Genomic DNA, 17,765 nt, shown 5'->3' with positions numbered 1-17,765 from the left:
AAAATAAAGATATAATCCACAAACATTCAGAAACATCACCTTTATGTAAGGTGTTGGTTGCCAAAAGTTACAAAGTTTTTAGTACCTTTGCACCCAAATATAAATAAACAAACGATATGAAGATAGAAGACCAGATAATCGCTGCGGCATTGGCAGCCGTAAAAGAACTGTACGGTGCAGAGATTCCAGCACAGATGATACAGTTGCAAAAGACAAAGGCAAACTTTGAAGGCAACCTTACGTTGGTAACGTTCCCATTGCTGAAGACTTCTCGAAAAAGCCCCGAAACTACAGCACAAGAAATAGGCGAGTATTTAAAAGCAAACTGCAAGGCGATTGCCGACTTCAATGTTGTAAAGGGATTCCTGAACCTTGTCATTGCTCCTGCAGCGTGGATAGGACTTCTTAACGATATTCACGCCGACGAGAAGTTTGGCGAACAGCAAGTAACGGCAGACAGTCCGCTCGCCATGGTGGAGTATTCGTCGCCCAACACCAACAAGCCGCTCCACTTGGGGCACGTGCGCAACAACCTTTTAGGCTGGTCGTTGTCGAAGATTATGGAGGCTAACGGCTACAAAGTGGTGAAGACCAACATCGTGAACGACCGTGGTATTCACATCTGTAAGTCGATGCTTGCGTGGCAGAAGTGGGGCAACGGCATCACGCCAGAGCAGGCAGGAAAGAAGGGCGACCACCTTATCGGCGATTTCTATGTCCTCTTCGATAAACATTATCGTGCAGAAGTAGCAGAACTAACAGCAAAATTTAGAGAAGAAGGCTTAGACGATGAGGCTGCAAAGGCAAAGGCCGAACAAGAATCGCCATTGATGAAAGAAGCTCACGAAATGTTGGTGAAGTGGGAAGCAAACGACCCTGAGGTGCGTGCGTTATGGGAGAAGATGAACAGCTGGGTATATGCAGGCTTCGATGAAACCTATAAGGCACTCGGCGTGGGCTTCGACAAGATATATTACGAAAGCAACACCTACCTCGAAGGAAAGAAAAAGGTGGAAGAAGGATTGGCTAAAGGCTTGTTCGTGCGCAAGGACGACAACTCTGTATGGGCTGACCTGACCAACGAGGGCTTAGACCAAAAGATACTTTTGAGAAGCGACGGCACGTCGGTGTATATGACACAGGACATCGGAACTGCTGAAATGCGCTTCAAGGACTATCCTATCGACAAGATGATTTACGTCGTAGGCAACGAGCAGAACTACCATTTCCAAGTGCTTTCCATTCTTTTAGACCGCCTCGGCTTCAAGTGGGGCAAGGATTTGGTGCACTTCTCTTACGGTATGGTGGAACTTCCGAACGGCAAGATGAAGAGCCGTGAGGGCACAGTGGTAGATGCCGACGACCTCATAGCTTCGATGGTACAGAACGCCCGTACGCTTAGCGAGGACAAGGTGAACAAGTTGGAAGACATTACCGAAGCGGAAAAGAACGAAATTGCACGCATCGTGGGTCTGGGTGCGCTGAAGTATTTCATTCTGAAAGTAGACGCACGAAAGAATATGCTCTTCAATCCAGAAGAGTCAATCGACTTCAACGGCAACACGGGCCCGTTCATTCAATATACCTACGCACGTATTCGCAGCATTCTGCGCAAGGCTGCTGCACAAGGCATCGCTATTCCAACGGCAGTTGCCGACAATGCTCCGATGAACGAAAAGGAGATTGCACTCATTCAGAAGATGAACGACTTTGGCGCAGCCGTAGCACAGGCAGGCGTCGATTACAGTCCGAGCGGAATTGCGAACTACTGCTACGAACTTACAAAAGAGTTCAACCAGTTCTACCACGATTACAGTATTCTGAACGCAGACACCGAAGACGAAAAGACCACACGCCTTGTCTTGGCGCAGAATGTAGCGAAAGTAATCAAGAACGGTATGGAACTTCTCGGAATAGAAGTGCCAGAACGTATGTAAACTCAATTTATTTCCCTCTCTTTTCAGAGAGAGGAAAATTCTTTTATCGTATGGTCTTAATGCATTCGACACCTATTCTACACAATTGAAATATTAATAGTAAAGTTATGAAAAAAGTATTTTTATCCCTTCTTCTCGTTTCTTTTGCAGCCTTTTCTTGCAATTTGAAAACGCAAAAAGCAGAAGCATCGAAAGAGGCTGGGGCTTTGAAAGAAGTAAAAACATCAAAGAAAGTAGAGATTCCAAAAGCAGTAGAAGCACCCAAAAGCATAGATACGCCAAAAGGTATCGATGTGGAATACATCAATGCCGTGGATAAGTTAATGGAGGTATCGGGTGCCAAAACTACATTGAAAGCACAATTCCCTGTTATTATGAGCAATCTTAGAGAAATGCTGAAAGGCATTCCTGACGATGTGTTTGCCAAGATAGAGGCCAAGTATCAAGAGATTTTTCTTAAAAGAATGACAGAATTTTATGCGCCGATTTACAATCGTTACTTTACGTTAGAAGATATAAAGGAATACATTGCCTTTTATGAAACCAACTTAGGACGTAAAGTAGCAAGAACAAATCCTTCGTTAATGAACGACCTTTATCAGGCGGGGCGGCAAGTAGGAATGGCAATAGCCCAAAGCGTTGTTGAAGAATTGAAAGCTGAGGGATTCGAGACAAAGGGCTTATAAAATCTTCTTCTGCCCCTGTCGGGAGTGAAAACGTAACGTTGCCGCGACCATTTGTTTTACACATTATCATGTATAAGCCGATGAAACTACAAAACCCACCCGAGAACAGACACGACACCGTGTTGCCTCTGCCCTTGTGTGTAAAGGCAAATGCGTGGGCGGTAGATGCTGCGTGTTCGGGAAATCCGGGACCAATGGAGTACCAATGCATCGACCTTGCTACGGGGCAGCGCATCTTTCATTTCGGTCCGACGATGGGAACGAACAACATTGGCGAGTTTCTGGCAATTGTCCATGCGCTGGCATTGATGGAAAAGCAAGGCATTAAGGACAAGGTAATCTACAGCGACTCGTACAATGCCATCTTGTGGGTGAACAAAAAGAAGTGTAAAACCACCTTGGAGCATAACGAAACGACCGCCGGGCTGCACAATATCATAGCACGGGCAGAACAGTGGTTGCGCACCCACAGTGTAACCACGCCCATTATAAAGTGGGAAACAAAGGAGTGGGGAGAAATTCCTGCCGACTTCGGTCGCAAGTAACATAGTTTTTGGAGTGAGTGCAGCGTGTTTCTTCCAATCACCAATGGCAGGTAGGGACGTTATTTTTTACGCTCCTGACACCGAAGAAGCTGCAATGTGGATAGGTGGAAAGTGATAAATAAAGCCCTTACAATACGTCCGCATATTCGAGCGCATATAGGTTGGTTTTACAAAGGAATTGCTTTGATTTTGTAAAGACAATTTTATTGAAAACAGTAAATTCGTTCTGGCGTTGCAAAAGCAGCTGTTTCGTGATGCAAAACCTACGCTTTTACCGTGCAAAACAGCCGCTTTTGGAATGCAAAACAATAGATTTTGCAAAATGTTGATAACAAGGTGGTTGCATGATAGTTGCGCTTGCAATAAATCTTTACACATTTTCCGTCTTTTTCCTGCTTATACGATAAGAAGTATTGCTGTGTTTTAAGTATGGGAGAACAGCAATAACAGCTCTTTAAAAATGTTGTTGGAAGAATCTGTAATTTGTCGTTCTCTGTTTCAGCGGTATAAAAAAAGTGATAGCTAAATGCAGCTATCACTCTAAATCTATATGCTCTACTTGAATATCTTCGGTAATAAATATGCGTGCAGCCTCTTTAAATTTATCTGCATTTTCGGTGGTATAATAACGTACTGTTCCGTTTTTGGTGCAACGAGCGTCCATATCGGTGTGGCGGGCAAGATAGTCTTTCAGACTTTCGGCTACATATTCACCTTGCGATACAATCTTTACGCCTTCGGGAACGTATTGTTTTATTTTCGGCATAAGAATGGGATAGTGTGTGCAACCCAATATGAGCGTATCGATGTCGGGGTCTAACCATAAGATGTGATCGATTCTCTTTTTTACAAAATAGTCGGCACCTGCACCGGTGGCTTCGTTGTTCTCAACTATTGGAACCCATAACGGACACGCTACTCCCGTAACACTTAATTCAGGCCACAGCTTGTTTATCTCTATGTTGTAGCTATCGCTTTTGATTGTTCCTGGTGTAGCAAGAATACCAACGTGCTTGGTTTCGGTAAGTTTTCCTACTACTTCGGCTGTCGGGCGTATAACTCCAAGTACACGGCGAAGTGGGTCGATGTTGGGCAAATCGTTTTGCTGAATGCTGCGAAGTGCTTTTGCCGAGGCTGTATTGCAACCAAGAATAACCAATTGACAACCCATTTCAAACAGTTTTAATACTGCCTGGCGGGTGAATTGGTACACAATGTCGAACGAACGCGTACCGTATGGTGCACGGGCATTATCGCCAAGATAGGCATAATCGTATTGTGGAAGCAGTTCGCGTATGGCTTTCAATATGGTAAGTCCGCCGTATCCTGAATCAAATATCCCAATCGGTCCTGGTGTTTGTGTCAGCAATTTGTCCATTATTCTATTGCAAGGCTGTTTTTAAGGCAACCGTTATGTCTTCACCAATCATATTGTTTACGTAGGGCAATGCATTGTTGTCGGCATTAAGAACAAAGGCATAGCCACTTTCTTGCGCCATCTTGGCTATTGTCTTCCTTAGTTTTGCGTGTACGGGTGCATAAGCCTGCTTCTCGGCTTGTTCTATCAGGCGGTCGGCTTCCTTCTTAAAGACAATATTTTTGTCTAACAGTTCTTGTAATTCTGCCTGACGTTTCTTTAATATTGATGGTGCGAAGTTACGCTGTCCGTCGAGGAAGTCCTCGTATTTTGCATGAAAATCGTTCTCGGAACGTGTCGTCTCTGCATCATATTTAGCACGAAGGTCGTTAATGCTGCGTGTAGCTGCAGCATATTCCGGCATCGACTTTAATACTTCGTCGTAGTTGAAGTAGGCGAACTTTAGTGTGCTTTGTGCATTTGCTGTTATCGCCAAGATGGCGATAACGAAGCAAGCAAAGATTTTTTTTATCATAATTGCATATCGTTTTCTTTGTATAAAAAAGACTACTGCAAGAACAAAGTTTTTGCGGTAGTCTTACTTTTTCCGATAAGCTTTAAAACTCTGGAAAATAATAACGGGAAAGACACCCGCCTTAACAATAGGAGTTAGCAAAAAAGCTACAGAACTCTTTTGCTCTTTCTTACTTCATTTTGGCAAGCTGAGCCTTAACCTCTGCTGTAATATCCTTGCTGACAGCCTCGTTTATGTACAATGGTTGCCCGGCACCTTTCTCCATTATATAAACATAACCACCGTTTTTTGCTACAGCTTCGATGGCTCTACGTACTTTGTCGAGAACTGGACCAAGCTTTTGTTGTTGTTGTTCGTTAAAAGCCTTTTGGTTGTCTTGAGCAGTTTGCTGGATTTTAGTGTACATGTCCTGAAGCGATTTTTCGGTTTCAGCCTGTTTTGTGGCATTCATCGTACTCTTTGTCTTATCGTATTCTTCTGCTTTGCGTTGCAGTTCTGCTTGCATGTCGGTAAGTTGTTTCTCATACTCTTTACCCTTTGCCTCAAGTTCTTTTTGTACATTCGTAGCTTCTGGCAATGATTGCAAGAGTGCTTGTGAATCGAGATGACCAAACTTCTGTGCAAACAAACTCATAGGAGCACAGAGCATCAACATTAAAATAAGCTTTTTCATTTTCTTTTATTGTTTTAAATGTTTGTAATTGTCTATTAATACTACCTTTGTCTCTTCTTCCGCATTTCTATTGTCTCTCCGTACAATTTATTGGTTGCCATAGCCCAATTTTGCCAGAACTTCGTTACTGATATCTATTTTTGGCGAACCATAAATAATACCAGCTGTGGTGCTTGAACGGTCAATTACAAGGCTATAACCACGTTGGTCGGCAATGTCCTTTACGGCATTATATATCTCGTCTTGAATAGGCGTGACAAGACTTGTACGTTTTTTAAAGAGTTCACCTTCCGGACCAAAGTATTTACGCTTTAATTCAGCAGCTTGTTTCTCTTTTGCCATAATGGCTTCTTGCTTCTTTTTCTTTTGTTCTTGTGAGAGGAAAACAACCTCGTTTTGATAGTTCTTATACATCGTGGAAGCTTCGGTGTTGAGTGCTTCCACCTCCGCTTGCCATTTCTTGCTAACCTGATTCAATTGTTCGTTGGCACGTTCGTAAGCTGGAACATTGCTTAAAACATACTCCATATCGAGGAGTGCAAATTTCTGTGCATGAGCTGTTATTGCAAACACAGCCACCAAGCAGAATACAATTAACTTTTTCATTATCAATATATCTTTTCTTGTTATTCATGTATGCCACTTATAAGAAAGTAGCATTGTTAAGTTGTCAGAATTCTTGTCCCAAAATAAAGTGGAACTGACTTCCTCCTTTTTTACCAAAGACTTTATCGAAGCCGTAAGCCCAGTCGATACCCATCATGCCAACCATTGGAAGGAAGATACGTACACCAATTCCGGCAGAACGTTTCATGTCGAATGGATTAAACTTGGAAGTCTCTGTCCATGCATTACCAGCTTCCAAGAAGCCAAGGCCATAAATAGTTGTATTGCCTAAAAGAAGTGGGTAACGAAGTTCGAGTGTCATACGGTCGTAAGCATAACCTTCTCCGTGTTGTGTAAGCTGCCCGTTATCGTAACCTCGCAGACCTATCGTTTCTTGAGCATAGTTTGAAGAATATCCGCTCATGCCATCGCCCCCCATATAGAAGGTTTCAAACGGACTCTTCTTGTACTTATTGTAGCTTCCTAACAGACCAAATTCAACACGCGTCATGAGCACGAAACATTTATTGCCATTGCTGAGAGCTGTAAAGGTACGTGCCTTAAACTTCCATTTGTGATATTCCACCCAACGATACTTTTCTTGTTGCTCTTGCTGGTAAGTTGCAGAGAAGCGGTCGTTTGCAAGATGTTTATAATCTTTCTTGTCGAATTTAGACCATGGTGGAGTAATTGAAAGTGAAGCTGTGAATTCTGAACCGGTACGAGGGAATAGTTGGTTGTCGGTAGAGCTTCGGTTAAGCGTAATGTTCAAACTTAAATTGTTGGCTGTACCATTTGACATTACAAAGAAGTAGCGCCAATTCTTCAAGATATAACGTTGGTACGACAATTGCAGAGATAACTGGAAATAATCATCAGGCCATCTTAAACGCTTACCCCAACCAGCATAGAACCCCCAAATTTGAATGTATTTGTCAGGATCGAGATAATTCTCATAGTTATTGTAACTGTAATTGCCCACACCATACATATAGTTATAGTAGTTTTCCATATAACTGCGATTGTAGTAGTTGGAATTTAAACCGGTGGATTTGGAGAAGTTCGCACCAAGTGTAAACTGAATGGGACGTTTCCCGCCAAACCAATTCGTTGCGTACTGTAATCCATACGATTGATAGTATTTGCCATTGGTCTGAGCGTTTAACGACATTGTTTCACCGTCGCCAACAGGCAGGAAGCCTCTGTGCTCCTTGTTCTTCTTGAGCAAGTTTGCAATAGAGAAGTTGTTCAGTTTTAAGCCCATTTGCAGCAGTGGACCCATCTGTCCCCAACCTAACGATAGTTGTATTTGGTCGTTCGACTTCTGTTTTAAATTCCAGTTAATGTCTACTGTTCCATCTTCGTAATTGGGTTTTGGCTCTGGGTTTACGGATTCTGGGTCGAAGTGTCCCATTGAAGCCAAATCGCGCGCAGTACGCATCAGTGCAGCCTTAGAGAAAAGGTCGCCTGGCTTTGTACGCAATTCACGGCGGACGACATTCTCGTAAATACGGTCGTTACCATTAATGCGCACACGCTTGATACGCGCTTGCTGTCCTTCGTAGATACGCATTTCCAAATCTACAGAATCGCCAACGATATTTACCTCTGTAGGTTGTAGGTTATAGAAGAGATAACCGTGGTCCCAATATTGGTTACCAACAGATGATTCGTCTTCCGACAAGCGTTTGTTAAGGAATTTCTGATTGTAAACGTCGCCCTTCTTTATATCGAGCAAAGAGTTAAGGAAATCTGTAGAATAGACAGTATTACCCACCCACGTGATGTTTCGGATATAATATTTCTTGCCTTCGTCTACCTTTACATATACATTGACATGTTTGTCGTCTGCATTCCAGATACTATCTTTCAGAATAGTTGCATCACGGAAACCGTGTTCGTAATACTTCTCTATTAAGTGTTTCTTGTCTTCTTCCCAACGTTCAGGGGTAAACTTTTTCGCTTTAAGAAGAGTCGACAGTTTTCCTGCCTCGTTTGTCTTGGTGAAGGCGCCTTTCTTGAAGAATGTACCTTTTATCTCTTTATTTGGCAGTTGTGCATTACCGTCAATTATGATGTGGCGCACCTTTTTCTTTTCTTTTTTATCTACGTCTACATCGAGAATAACCTGATTTTTTGCAGTTACATCGTTACGTTGTCGAATTTGCACAGTAGCGTCCTTATATCCTTTGTCTTCAAAATACTTCTTGGCAAGTATCTGGGCACGGTCTATCATGTTGGGGGTTATTTGTCCTCCTTTCATAATTCCCAATTTCTGGTCCATATCTTCGCGCTCACTTTTCTTCAGTCCATAATAGTTAATGGTTGAGATACGTGGACGTGCCTTTAGATAGATATGGAGATATGCGTTATCTCCTACCAAGGAATCTACTGCGATTGAGACGTCCGAGAACAGACCATGTTTCCAATATCGCTTTACTGCGTTTGTGATGGAAGTTCCTGGAATTTCAATATCTTGCCCAACAGTTAATCCAGATATTCCTATCAGGACATAATCTTCGTAGCCATCTATTCCCGACACAGATATGCCAGCTAACTTATACGTTTGTGGGTTAGCCGCATATGAAATGACTGGGTTTACGATCTTCTGTTGTGCTTTTATTTGCAAACTGATACTGAAAATAAAAGCCAAGAATATTAAGACCTTTTTCGTATTACTCATCTATAGCGTATCTTATTTATTTTTAAGTTCTGTTTCTATTTGTTTCTCTGTCTTCCCGAAGCGACGCTGCCGACTTTGGTAGTCAATTATTGCTTTGTGTAGATCGGACTCTTTGAAATCTGGCCAATAAGTGTCACAGAAGTATAGTTCCGAATAGGCTACCTGCCAAAGCAGATAGTTGGAAATGCGGAACTCTCCTCCTGTTCTTATAAGTAGGTCGGGGTCGGGCATGAAGTTTGTACAAAGATGACCATTAATGATATTCTCATCAATATCATCTATCTTCAATTCGCCTTTCTGCACTTTTGCAGCTATTTGTTTTGTAGCTTCTGTAAGTTCCCAGCGTGCCGAATAACTTAGCGCAACAACCATTGTCATAGCATCATTTTTTGAAGTATGCTCAATCGTCTCTCTTAGTTTTTCTGCCACGGCTGATGGAAGTCGCCCAATGTCTCCGATGACCTGGAAGCGTACATTATTCTTCATAAATATTTCGTCTTCAAGAGAAGTCAGTACCAATCCCATAAGCGCTGCTATTTCATCGGACGGTCGATTCCAATTTTCTGTCGAGAATGTGTAAAGTGTTAGGTATTTCACGCCTAACCTTGTGCATTCAGAAGTTATTCGGCGTACAGTCTCCACGCCCGCCTGATGTCCAAACGACCTGGGCTTATTGCGTTCCGTAGCCCAACGTCCATTGCCATCCATAATAATGGCAATATGTCGTGGTATGCGTTTCATATCTAATTCTTCTACCATATTCTTCGAAGATTGTATCGTCTTATATATTCAATTGTTGGATAACAAGCAAACGGTTTTTATTCGTCTTCGTTATGACAAGTCCGACATTTAGTCATAAAACTATAGGTAATGGTGAGTTGCAGTGTAGAATAACAGTCAGTATTCTTAAAAGCTCCACTACTCTTTATGTCGTAAGGATCCTTTTGCCCGTCCAATTCGTCGGATAGACAGAAATGCATTGCCCATTCCAATCCAATGTTTGTTCGTTCTCCTAATTTATATTTGATGCCTAAACCTATCGGGACATTCGCTGAAAAAGCCGATTTCCTGTCTCCATTCTTTATTTGTGCATAGGTCGCACCTATTCCTCCGAAAACAAAAGGCGTCAGGCGTTGTGCCCCCCTGTATTCCCTGCCTGTACCATAAGGCCAGAAGTTGTATTCGTAAACTGCCCCGACATCTACCAGTGTGTTGTTAAACTCATAGGGCGTTGTGGTAAATTTAGGGTAATAGGTTTTAACATCGTTCGATTTACCTTTCATCTTCCCATAAGAGATATTGAACTTTAGTCCCATATAGGGATTAAAGGCATAGCGTGCCAACACAGTCCCCATAGGCTGAAGGTCTTTTGTCAGCGCGCCGTTGAAGTCGCCAAGGTAGCCCATCAGTCCTATTCCTGCACCCAATTCCATTCTGTATTCTTCACCATCTTGTGCCAGAATGGGTACAGAAGCCATGAGAAACAATATGTAGGAAAGGATACGCTTCATATTTTGTTTTGTAGTTTGCTTACAGATAGATAGTCTCTTGCAGCCAGCCTGTATGTTCTATTTCGTAAATTCAGTTTGTTGCTTGCTCCAACCCATGCTGTTCAGTCTGCCTTTCCATACCTTGTTGCCACTTACAATCCAAATATACTTTTGGGTGTCGGAAGTTATTGCGAAGTATCCAGAAGGAGTTTCTGTAGGATAGACATAAGCTTTGTTGACTGTCCAGACAATGCCGTTGTTGCCACTTTCTCTAACTTGTGCAAACTTACCGTCGTCTGCTACTCCGAATGCCATGGCTCTATTGTTGTAATAAAGCACGTTAAGGTCTTTATATCTGGGAAGTTTGAATGCGTTGCCTGCGTTCGATTCAACGAACGACCATTTGTAACTTGCAGTTGTGTTAGACCCATCTATGAGCTTGGTCCATGCTACGGCATAATTGCTGGTTGTGTTTATACCGAAAAGCGTACTTCTGCTTATTGAACTGTTCGTAGCTGATGGTTGATACATAAAGCCCACACTCTCGGCTGGCAGTCTGGAAGCATCGGCATCTAAAGCCTCGTTGATCCAGTTTGCACCATTATCCTTCGATACCATAAGCATGTTGCTGTTCGACAGTGCATACAGTTCAGTTGTCCCAGCCCCTACAAGTTGCCGTAAAGCTGCAGTTCCTACAGTTGCCCATGTTGCCCCGTCGGTAGAACGTTTAATCTGCCCATTGTCAAGCAAATACATACTTCCCTCGGCTACAATGACGCTTTTATAGCTTGTAGCACTGAAAGTTGTGGGAACTTGCGTCCATGTGTTTCCATCGCTTTCTGACGTGAAGTAACATGTAGTTTGAGAGCCTTTCTTGCCAAAAATGAATATTTTTTGGTTATAGCTTACCATCTTCGCATCGTCGAACAATGCAAAGTTGGCGTTATCGCTGAGAGCCTTCCACTTGAATTCGTTCCCGCGTTGTTTGTGTACATTTACGGTTATGGTATACGTTCTGCGATATTCTCCGTTGCGCGAATAGACCATGATGGTACGCGGTTGGGAGAAATCGATAGAATCCTTCTCGTTGTATACTTTTTGTTCGTCGTTGGTCAACGACTTAATGAATATCTTTCCACCACTCTTGGTTACAATCTTGGCGAGCATAGCCTTTGCTTTCGTTCCATACGGCAAAGAATCCGGGTTAAAAATAGTCCCATTGTTCTGATTGATGTAGAACTTGTACGCTGCAGGTTTGTACTTTGCAATAATGGTTGTGTCTTTACCAGCCTTATTAGTTGTATCGCGCGGCGCTTTTATTTCTTTTAAAGAAAAAGCTATAATCGCAGTGGCATGCGAGTTATAGTTTTTTGTTTCTTCTTCATCTTTAAAGCAAGATGTTAATGCAAGTGCCATTGTCAGCATTGCAACAAGGAGATATATCTTATGTTTCATTGGACAGCAATTATACTATATTGTCTGCAAATTTACGTAGAATTCTTTAGATACTGCTCACTTTTGATAGTTTATTATGTAAATTATTGATTTTAATGCCTATTTTTAAGTTCTTTAAGTAAAGACCAATTATCTAAATATAGGTTTTGCCGACCATAAGCTGCATATACTTTTCCTTTCTTGGTTAAGGAACATGTCTGCAAAACTTGGGGAAGATTACTTCAGTCTCATACTATATATAAAGGTACGAACATATTAGGTATAGGCAAATGGGATAAGGATTTATGCAAAATGTCAACAAAATGATTATGATGTCTGCTGTTGTTATATACAGCTTGTTACTCGCTGAAGTATCCTTTGAAGCATGCTTTCGTTGCTTACAAGTATGGAAGCTGTGCCCGCCATTCCGCCCTCAATGTTATACTTGCAGTTTTTTACATTTACTTTTGCAACGAATATATTTCCATTTGCTGTGTGTTGTGGAGTAGAAGATATTGCTGTAATGGTTCCGTTTGTTACGCCATACATTTCTGTATCGTATCCTTCCAACTCAATGCTGACGTTCATTCCTTTTTTTACAGTATTCACATATTGATAGGGAATGGCTACTGTTCCTTGTCGCCTGTCAGCTATCTCAATTCTTGTACTGATGGTTTCGGGATAAGGTATAAAGTATGCCCCCACCAGCAGTCCCAATATTACAATGGTGATTATGGTGATGCCATAGCGCACTATTCCTGATGGTATTTCGCCAATGATATGTCTTACCTTCTCGCTGCGGAGTTCAATCTTGCTGTCTGCCATAGTGTCTCTCTATTATTAGTTGCCCAATTCTAACTGATTTTTCACGAGGTTATAGTATGCGCCACGCTTTGCCGTGAGTGTTTCGTGATTGCCGATTTCCACCACTTTGCCTTTATCCAGTACCACTATCTGGTCGGCATTCTTCACCGTACTTAGTCGGTGAGCCACTATAACTACCGTCTTGCCTTTATAGAACTCGTCCAGATGTTCCACAATCATGCGTTCGTTGTTGGCATCGAGCGAGTTGGTAGCTTCGTCAAGGAAAATGTAGTCGGGATTCTTATATACGGCTCTTGCTATCAGTATGCGCTGTTTTTGTCCCTGACTTAATCCTACACCATCGCGCCCTATCTTTGTGTTGTATTTTAAGGGCAGCCCCATCACATAATCGTGAATACAGGCTATTTCGGCTGCTTTCCTTAGTCGTTCCTTATCTATCTCGCCATCATCTACGGCAATGTTCCTTGCAATGCTCTCGGAGAATATCACACCGTCCTGCATCACCACGCCACATTGTCTGCGCCACCACTTTTTATTGAGTGTGTTTACATCTGTTCCACCAATATTGATTTGTCCACCCAGCACGGGATAGTAACCCAGCATGAGTTTGATGAGCGTGGTTTTTCCGCTACCCGACGCTCCGACAATGGCTGTTACCTTGCCTTTGGGAATAGTGAGGCTTACATTATCTATGATAGTTTTCAGTGCATGTGGGTCGTATTTAAAGTTTATGTTTTCCATGTCTATACCACTATCTTCTTCTTTCACTGAAGTTTCCAATCCTTGTTTTCCGTTCTCATCGTCCATGCGATGTATTTCGTTTATACGTTCAAGACTAATCCTCACGTCCTGCACAGAATAGAAGAAACTCATTAGCTGTTCCACTGGTGAGTTGAGTTGTCCGATAATGTACTGCACGGCAAGCATCATACCCAGTGTTAGTTGTCCGTGAATAACAGCAGTTGCTGCCACCACGGTGATGACAATATTCTTCAGTTCGTTGATGAATATGCTGCCAGCCTCCTGCGTTTGTTGGAGCTTTAGCGATTTCATCTGTACGTTGAATAAATCAGCCTGCACGTCCTCCCATTCCCAGCGTCTGCGCTGTTCACAGTCTTGCAGTTTTATCTCCTGCATGGAGGTAATAAATTCGTAGGTTTTATTGTTATTGATGGCTTGCTGCTCGAAAAGTTCGTAGTCGAGAACCTTTCTGCGCCTTAGAAATAGTGCAAGCCAACCGCCATAGAGCAGACTGCCGAGCATGAAAATGGCGAAGACAAGCCAGTTATAGGATAACAATACAATGCTGAACACCACAAAGGTAAAGAGCGAGAACACGATGCTGAGCGTTTGCTGTGTCAGAAACGAGTTTACACGGTTGTGGTCGCCCATACGCTGCATGAGGTCGCCCATTAGTTTTGTGTCGAAGAACGACATGGGCAACTTTAAAAGCTTGATGAAGAAATCGCTTACCAACGAAATGTTTATGCGCAACGAGATGTGGAGCAAGAGCCAGCGGCGGATAAAATCGATGGCAGTTCGGCTAATGGTAAGCATCAGTTGTCCAAGGAGTATCAGCCATATAAAGCCAATATTTTGGTTTTTAATGCCCACATCCACGATAGATTGTGTGAGGAAAGGCAGAATAAGCTGCAGCAGGCTGCCAACGAGCAAGCCTAAAACAATTTGACCGAAATACTTACGATATTGCTTAATGTAACCAAAGAGGAACTTAAACGAGCGTTCCTCTGTTGGCTGTTCATCTGTCTTCTTTTCATAAAACGCAGGAGTAGGTTCTAAGAACATAGCGATACCCTTTTCCTCACCGTCCAACTGAGTGCTTACCCAGTGCTTTTTAAATTCCTCGAGATTGTATTTTACAAGTCCTTTTCCCGGATCGGCGATGTAGAAGGTCTTTCCCTTCTTAACCTTGTACAGTACTACAAAGTGGTTTTGATTCCAATGAAGAATACAAGGGTAATGAGCCTCCCAAAGTTTATTAATACTGATTCTTCCGCTGATAGTTCGTAATCCAAGTTGTAAAGCTGTTTCATTAATACCAAGTAATGAGACTCCTTCTGTGGTTGCAAAGCAAATTCTAGAAAGATATTCTATTGAATATTCGATTCTAAAAAATTTACATACCATCGCAAGGCATGCGATACCACACTCCATCGAATCATGTTGCCTAATCAAAGGAAAACTACTCATCACATTCTTTCTTTTTCTTCTTCATTAGAGTGTGTCTTATCATGCTGGATTGCATGTTTTGACCCGGCAGAAAAACTAAATGTTACGCTGACAAAGAATTTTCGGGAAATGAAATTAAAGTCCGTACGGTGCTCAAAGTCACCGTTCTTGAATATTTGTTGATTCTTTCCTCTGCTATTCAGCAAGTCTTTTACACCAAAATTGATATTCAGCTTGTCTTTCAAACAACTATAATCCCCCTCTATATCTACTCCAAAGTAATCTGATTTCTGAATAAGATAAAGTTGTTTATAATGCCTGATATAGCGTAAATTAGCCATTGCAGTAAGTTGCTTGGACAACCTGAAACGGTTAAAACTTGACAGGACAAGCCCAAAGTCATTAACACGTTTGGTACTGTTCCGATAAAAGTTCTCACTTAGTTCGACATTACTTCTGCTATTCCATATACCACACGTGAAAGGAAATTCCATGTATAAAGCTAATTTCTTTAAATTGCCATCATTTCTTAATGTGTAGCGCGTTTGTTGTTCGTTCATCTGTTCGTATACCTCATTGATTTTCCTATCAATAAAAAATGCAGATAACGAGAAAACATATCTTGACTTCAAAACGAATTGTAATCCTGCATTGTACAGCAATTCGCCTTTCAGATTAGGATTACCTTCCTTATAAGATGTTTCGGACAGATGAAAAACAAATGGATTTACCATCTGATACGACGGACGGTTTATCGATTGCGTATAACTAAGCGACAGGGCATTCCCTTGTCCCATGTTTTTTCTCACAAAGAAAGACGGGAAGAAATTATTGCCTTTTTGGTTGTTATGTAATTGGGTTCTAACTCTTTGTTGGGTATTCCATTCTGTATATTCGTCACGTAGTCCCACTTGAAAATCCCAAGGTCGTGAGGAGTACCTGTACATTCCATATATCGCATATCGTTGCTCATCATAACTGAAATTATCCCGTTGGTCAACATCTTCCGATAACACTCCTCCTAATGTCGTGTTTCCGAGATATAGCTTATTATCATAATTGATACCGGCATTGACATACTTGACACCAAGCGTAAACTGATGGCGGTTGAAGAACTTTGTAAAATCTACCTGTGTACTATATATGTTGATGTGTTCAAATGAGGGTTGCGATTTAGATATAATACTATCCCCACCTATACCTAAGGTGTATTTATTCTCATACTCGTACAAATCATGTTCTCTTTCTCCTACATAATCAGCAAGAAGGTTCAGTTTACTGCCCAGTGTATCTGTTTTCCATTCATAATTTAATGTAACATTATTGGTATTAGGCTTTAATGTATATGGTGCATAACTCCTAATACTTGTTTGATAAGGACTATTGTCGGTAATAGTAGAATGAACCCAACAGGCATTGGCATAATCCTTTGAATAGTTGCCCGACCATTCTACGCCTAAATAATGCTTCGGAGAAATATAAAAGTCAAAGCCTAACTTAGGCATATAATAAAGACTTTTATCTGTACTTTCAGATATACTGTTGATTGTAATGTTTTTTCCATAGTCGCTTTCGAATATCTTACTTAGGCTTGCTGACTGCCCTAACGCCATATTAGCATAAAGAGCAACGTTTCCCCACGAATAGGTTAACCCTGCAAATTCCGAAAATAAATTTTTGCTTTTCCGTTCGTATTCACTGCCCACATAGCCTGATAGTCCGTACTCATGTTTCTTCTGACGGTTAATAACAAGAACACCCGTGCCTCCTTCTGCATCATATCCGGCTGTTGCCTGAGGCAGCAACTCCAAATTCTTTATATCATTACCGCGCAAGGATGATAAATATCTTTTGAGCTGCGCCCCGCTTAACCTTACCAATTTTCCATTTTCATATATTTTGATACCATTGCCCATAATGGTAATACCACCTTCTCCATCATAATTTACACCCGGAATCAAATTCAAAATATTAGAAAGAGAACGTGCCTTTAACAATTTACTATGTTCTACACTAACTATCATTCTGTCAGCTTTATATTGAACAAATGGTCTTTCTGCTAATACAGTTACTTCAGAAAGATTTATTGTGTCTGACATTGAGGTAGGTTTGTTCTGTGCAAAGCCCGTTAGTACACATTGCAAAAAACAAAAAGAAAGAATGTATAAATACTTTTTCATAGGAACTTTGGACAATTTACGTCAGGATAATCCCAATGTTTTGTGCCATATTTTCTTACAATATCTCTATAACATACTTGTTTAGGAATTCTACAAGCTTCATAGTCTTTACAGGTCTTACATGGACTTTCATTAACTTGTTCTTGTTTTTGAACAACCAGAGCTACAGCTTGTACTGCAGCCGTTTGAACATGTAGTTGGACACATTCCAGGAACTACAGGATGATCTGCAGTTTTGTCGGATAAGTTATCGCCACCTGTCAATGTTACCATTTCTGATTTTAAGAGAACTTCAGACTCCTCTAAAAAACTCTTTTTAATTAAATCTTTCATAAGGACTATATAAATATGCCTACTCGTTACTATTAGCTTTTCGGCTACCGCTCCTGTTTACCAGTATGGTCTGGATATAATATTGTCGACTTTACTATCTAAATATTATCTCACACTTGTAGGGTTAATATCTCTATTGGAATCAAAAAGCATGGTTTGAAGCATGGATTTTTAGGCTTCGCTTTACCCTCCGTTACATACTCGAACTCTAATCAATATGTTGGAGGTGATATATGGGGTAAGAACAGTACTACTTTCATAAGCATATTTTATTGTTGTTTTTGCAAAAAA

14 protein-coding genes are annotated in these 17,765 nt (G+C 41.5%); 3 read left to right on the top strand and 11 right to left on the bottom strand.

What is annotated here, in order from left to right; translation table 11 throughout:
• Window positions 1-116 precede the first annotated feature (116 nt).
• The 3 genes from argS (at window position 117) to RDV52_RS04655 (ending at window position 3,168) form a co-directional block, all read left to right on the top strand.
• Window positions 117-1,937: an arginine--tRNA ligase gene (gene argS / locus RDV52_RS04665; protein ID WP_004366795.1), complete on the top strand. Its 1,821-nt coding sequence runs from the start codon at window positions 117-119 to the stop codon at window positions 1,935-1,937.
• 107 nt (window positions 1,938-2,044) lie between these two features.
• Window positions 2,045-2,623 (top strand): DUF2059 domain-containing protein, encoded by a 579-nt coding sequence (locus RDV52_RS04660; RefSeq protein WP_004366798.1) that lies wholly within the window; start codon window positions 2,045-2,047, stop codon window positions 2,621-2,623.
• Between the two features lie 80 nt (window positions 2,624-2,703).
• The gene (locus RDV52_RS04655; protein ID WP_004363905.1) at window positions 2,704-3,168 is read left to right on the top strand and encodes an RNase H family protein; all 465 of its coding nucleotides are present in this window, start codon (window positions 2,704-2,706) and stop codon (window positions 3,166-3,168) included.
• Between the two features lie 535 nt (window positions 3,169-3,703).
• Here the strand turns inward: RDV52_RS04655 and murI are convergent.
• The 11 genes from murI to RDV52_RS04600 form a co-directional block, all read right to left on the bottom strand.
• Window positions 3,704-4,546, bottom strand: coding sequence for a glutamate racemase (murI, locus tag RDV52_RS04650; RefSeq protein ID WP_004366804.1), 843 nt, complete (start codon window positions 4,544-4,546; stop codon window positions 3,704-3,706).
• A 4-nt stretch (window positions 4,547-4,550) separates the two neighbouring features.
• The gene (locus RDV52_RS04645) at window positions 4,551-5,060 is read right to left on the bottom strand and encodes an OmpH/Skp family outer membrane protein (RefSeq protein ID WP_004363907.1); all 510 of its coding nucleotides are present in this window, start codon (window positions 5,058-5,060) and stop codon (window positions 4,551-4,553) included.
• Window positions 5,061-5,229: 169 nt separating this feature from the next.
• On the bottom strand, window positions 5,230-5,733 hold the full coding sequence (locus RDV52_RS04640) for an OmpH/Skp family outer membrane protein (protein ID WP_004366806.1): 504 nt from the start codon (window positions 5,731-5,733) through the stop codon (window positions 5,230-5,232).
• Between the two features lie 87 nt (window positions 5,734-5,820).
• Window positions 5,821-6,339 carry an OmpH/Skp family outer membrane protein gene (locus RDV52_RS04635; RefSeq protein WP_004363909.1) on the bottom strand — a complete coding sequence of 173 codons (519 nt, stop codon included), beginning with the start codon at window positions 6,337-6,339 and terminating at the stop codon, window positions 5,821-5,823.
• 64 nt (window positions 6,340-6,403) lie between these two features.
• Entirely contained in the window at window positions 6,404-9,022 is a 2,619-nt protein-coding gene (locus RDV52_RS04630) for a BamA/OMP85 family outer membrane protein (protein WP_004366808.1), read from the bottom strand.
• A gap of 12 nt (window positions 9,023-9,034) precedes the next feature.
• Window positions 9,035-9,781 (bottom strand): isoprenyl transferase, encoded by a 747-nt coding sequence (locus RDV52_RS04625; RefSeq protein WP_004366810.1) that lies wholly within the window; start codon window positions 9,779-9,781, stop codon window positions 9,035-9,037.
• 59 nt (window positions 9,782-9,840) lie between these two features.
• Complete coding sequence (gene porG / locus RDV52_RS04620; RefSeq protein ID WP_004364130.1) at window positions 9,841-10,533, bottom strand: type IX secretion system protein PorG; 693 nt, start codon at window positions 10,531-10,533, stop codon at window positions 9,841-9,843.
• Window positions 10,534-10,590: 57 nt separating this feature from the next.
• Window positions 10,591-11,967 carry a DUF6242 domain-containing protein gene (locus RDV52_RS04615; protein ID WP_004364128.1) on the bottom strand — a complete coding sequence of 459 codons (1,377 nt, stop codon included), beginning with the start codon at window positions 11,965-11,967 and terminating at the stop codon, window positions 10,591-10,593.
• A gap of 324 nt (window positions 11,968-12,291) precedes the next feature.
• A complete protein-coding gene (locus RDV52_RS04610; RefSeq protein WP_004366812.1) occupies window positions 12,292-12,771 on the bottom strand; it encodes an HlyD family efflux transporter periplasmic adaptor subunit in 480 nt (159 codons plus the stop codon).
• 15 nt (window positions 12,772-12,786) lie between these two features.
• A complete protein-coding gene (locus RDV52_RS04605) occupies window positions 12,787-14,982 on the bottom strand; it encodes a peptidase domain-containing ABC transporter (RefSeq protein WP_004366814.1) in 2,196 nt (731 codons plus the stop codon).
• Window positions 14,982-17,141 carry an outer membrane beta-barrel family protein gene (locus tag RDV52_RS04600; RefSeq protein ID WP_004366816.1) on the bottom strand — a complete coding sequence of 720 codons (2,160 nt, stop codon included), beginning with the start codon at window positions 17,139-17,141 and terminating at the stop codon, window positions 14,982-14,984. Before RDV52_RS04600 ends, RDV52_RS04605 begins: the two co-directional genes overlap by 1 nt.
• Between the last annotated feature and the right edge of the window lie 624 nt (window positions 17,142-17,765).

It is taken from the genome of Prevotella nigrescens (assembly GCF_031191185.1).
Classification (GTDB): Bacteria; Bacteroidota; Bacteroidia; order Bacteroidales; family Bacteroidaceae; genus Prevotella; species Prevotella nigrescens.
Note: the sequence above shows the minus strand (reverse complement) of the source record. Positions and strands in the feature narration are given on the sequence as shown.

Excerpts from the sequence above, each read along its gene's own strand:
- argS (WP_004366795.1), top strand. The coding sequence starts at position 117 with ATGAAGATAGAAGACCAGATAATCGCTGCGGCATTGGCAGCCGTAAAA.
- RDV52_RS04660 (WP_004366798.1), top strand. The coding sequence starts at position 2,045 with ATGAAAAAAGTATTTTTATCCCTTCTTCTCGTTTCTTTTGCAGCCTTT.
- RDV52_RS04655 (WP_004363905.1), top strand. The coding sequence starts at position 2,704 with ATGAAACTACAAAACCCACCCGAGAACAGACACGACACCGTGTTGCCT.
- murI (WP_004366804.1), bottom strand. The coding sequence starts at position 4,546 with ATGGACAAATTGCTGACACAAACACCAGGACCGATTGGGATATTTGAT.
- RDV52_RS04645 (WP_004363907.1), bottom strand. The coding sequence starts at position 5,060 with ATGATAAAAAAAATCTTTGCTTGCTTCGTTATCGCCATCTTGGCGATA.
- RDV52_RS04640 (WP_004366806.1), bottom strand. The coding sequence starts at position 5,733 with ATGAAAAAGCTTATTTTAATGTTGATGCTCTGTGCTCCTATGAGTTTG.
- RDV52_RS04635 (WP_004363909.1), bottom strand. The coding sequence starts at position 6,339 with ATGAAAAAGTTAATTGTATTCTGCTTGGTGGCTGTGTTTGCAATAACA.
- RDV52_RS04630 (WP_004366808.1), bottom strand. The coding sequence starts at position 9,022 with ATGAGTAATACGAAAAAGGTCTTAATATTCTTGGCTTTTATTTTCAGT.
- RDV52_RS04625 (WP_004366810.1), bottom strand. The coding sequence starts at position 9,781 with ATGGTAGAAGAATTAGATATGAAACGCATACCACGACATATTGCCATT.
- porG (WP_004364130.1), bottom strand. The coding sequence starts at position 10,533 with ATGAAGCGTATCCTTTCCTACATATTGTTTCTCATGGCTTCTGTACCC.
- RDV52_RS04615 (WP_004364128.1), bottom strand. The coding sequence starts at position 11,967 with ATGAAACATAAGATATATCTCCTTGTTGCAATGCTGACAATGGCACTT.
- RDV52_RS04610 (WP_004366812.1), bottom strand. The coding sequence starts at position 12,771 with ATGGCAGACAGCAAGATTGAACTCCGCAGCGAGAAGGTAAGACATATC.
- RDV52_RS04605 (WP_004366814.1), bottom strand. The coding sequence starts at position 14,982 with ATGAGTAGTTTTCCTTTGATTAGGCAACATGATTCGATGGAGTGTGGT.
- RDV52_RS04600 (WP_004366816.1), bottom strand. The coding sequence starts at position 17,141 with ATGAAAAAGTATTTATACATTCTTTCTTTTTGTTTTTTGCAATGTGTA.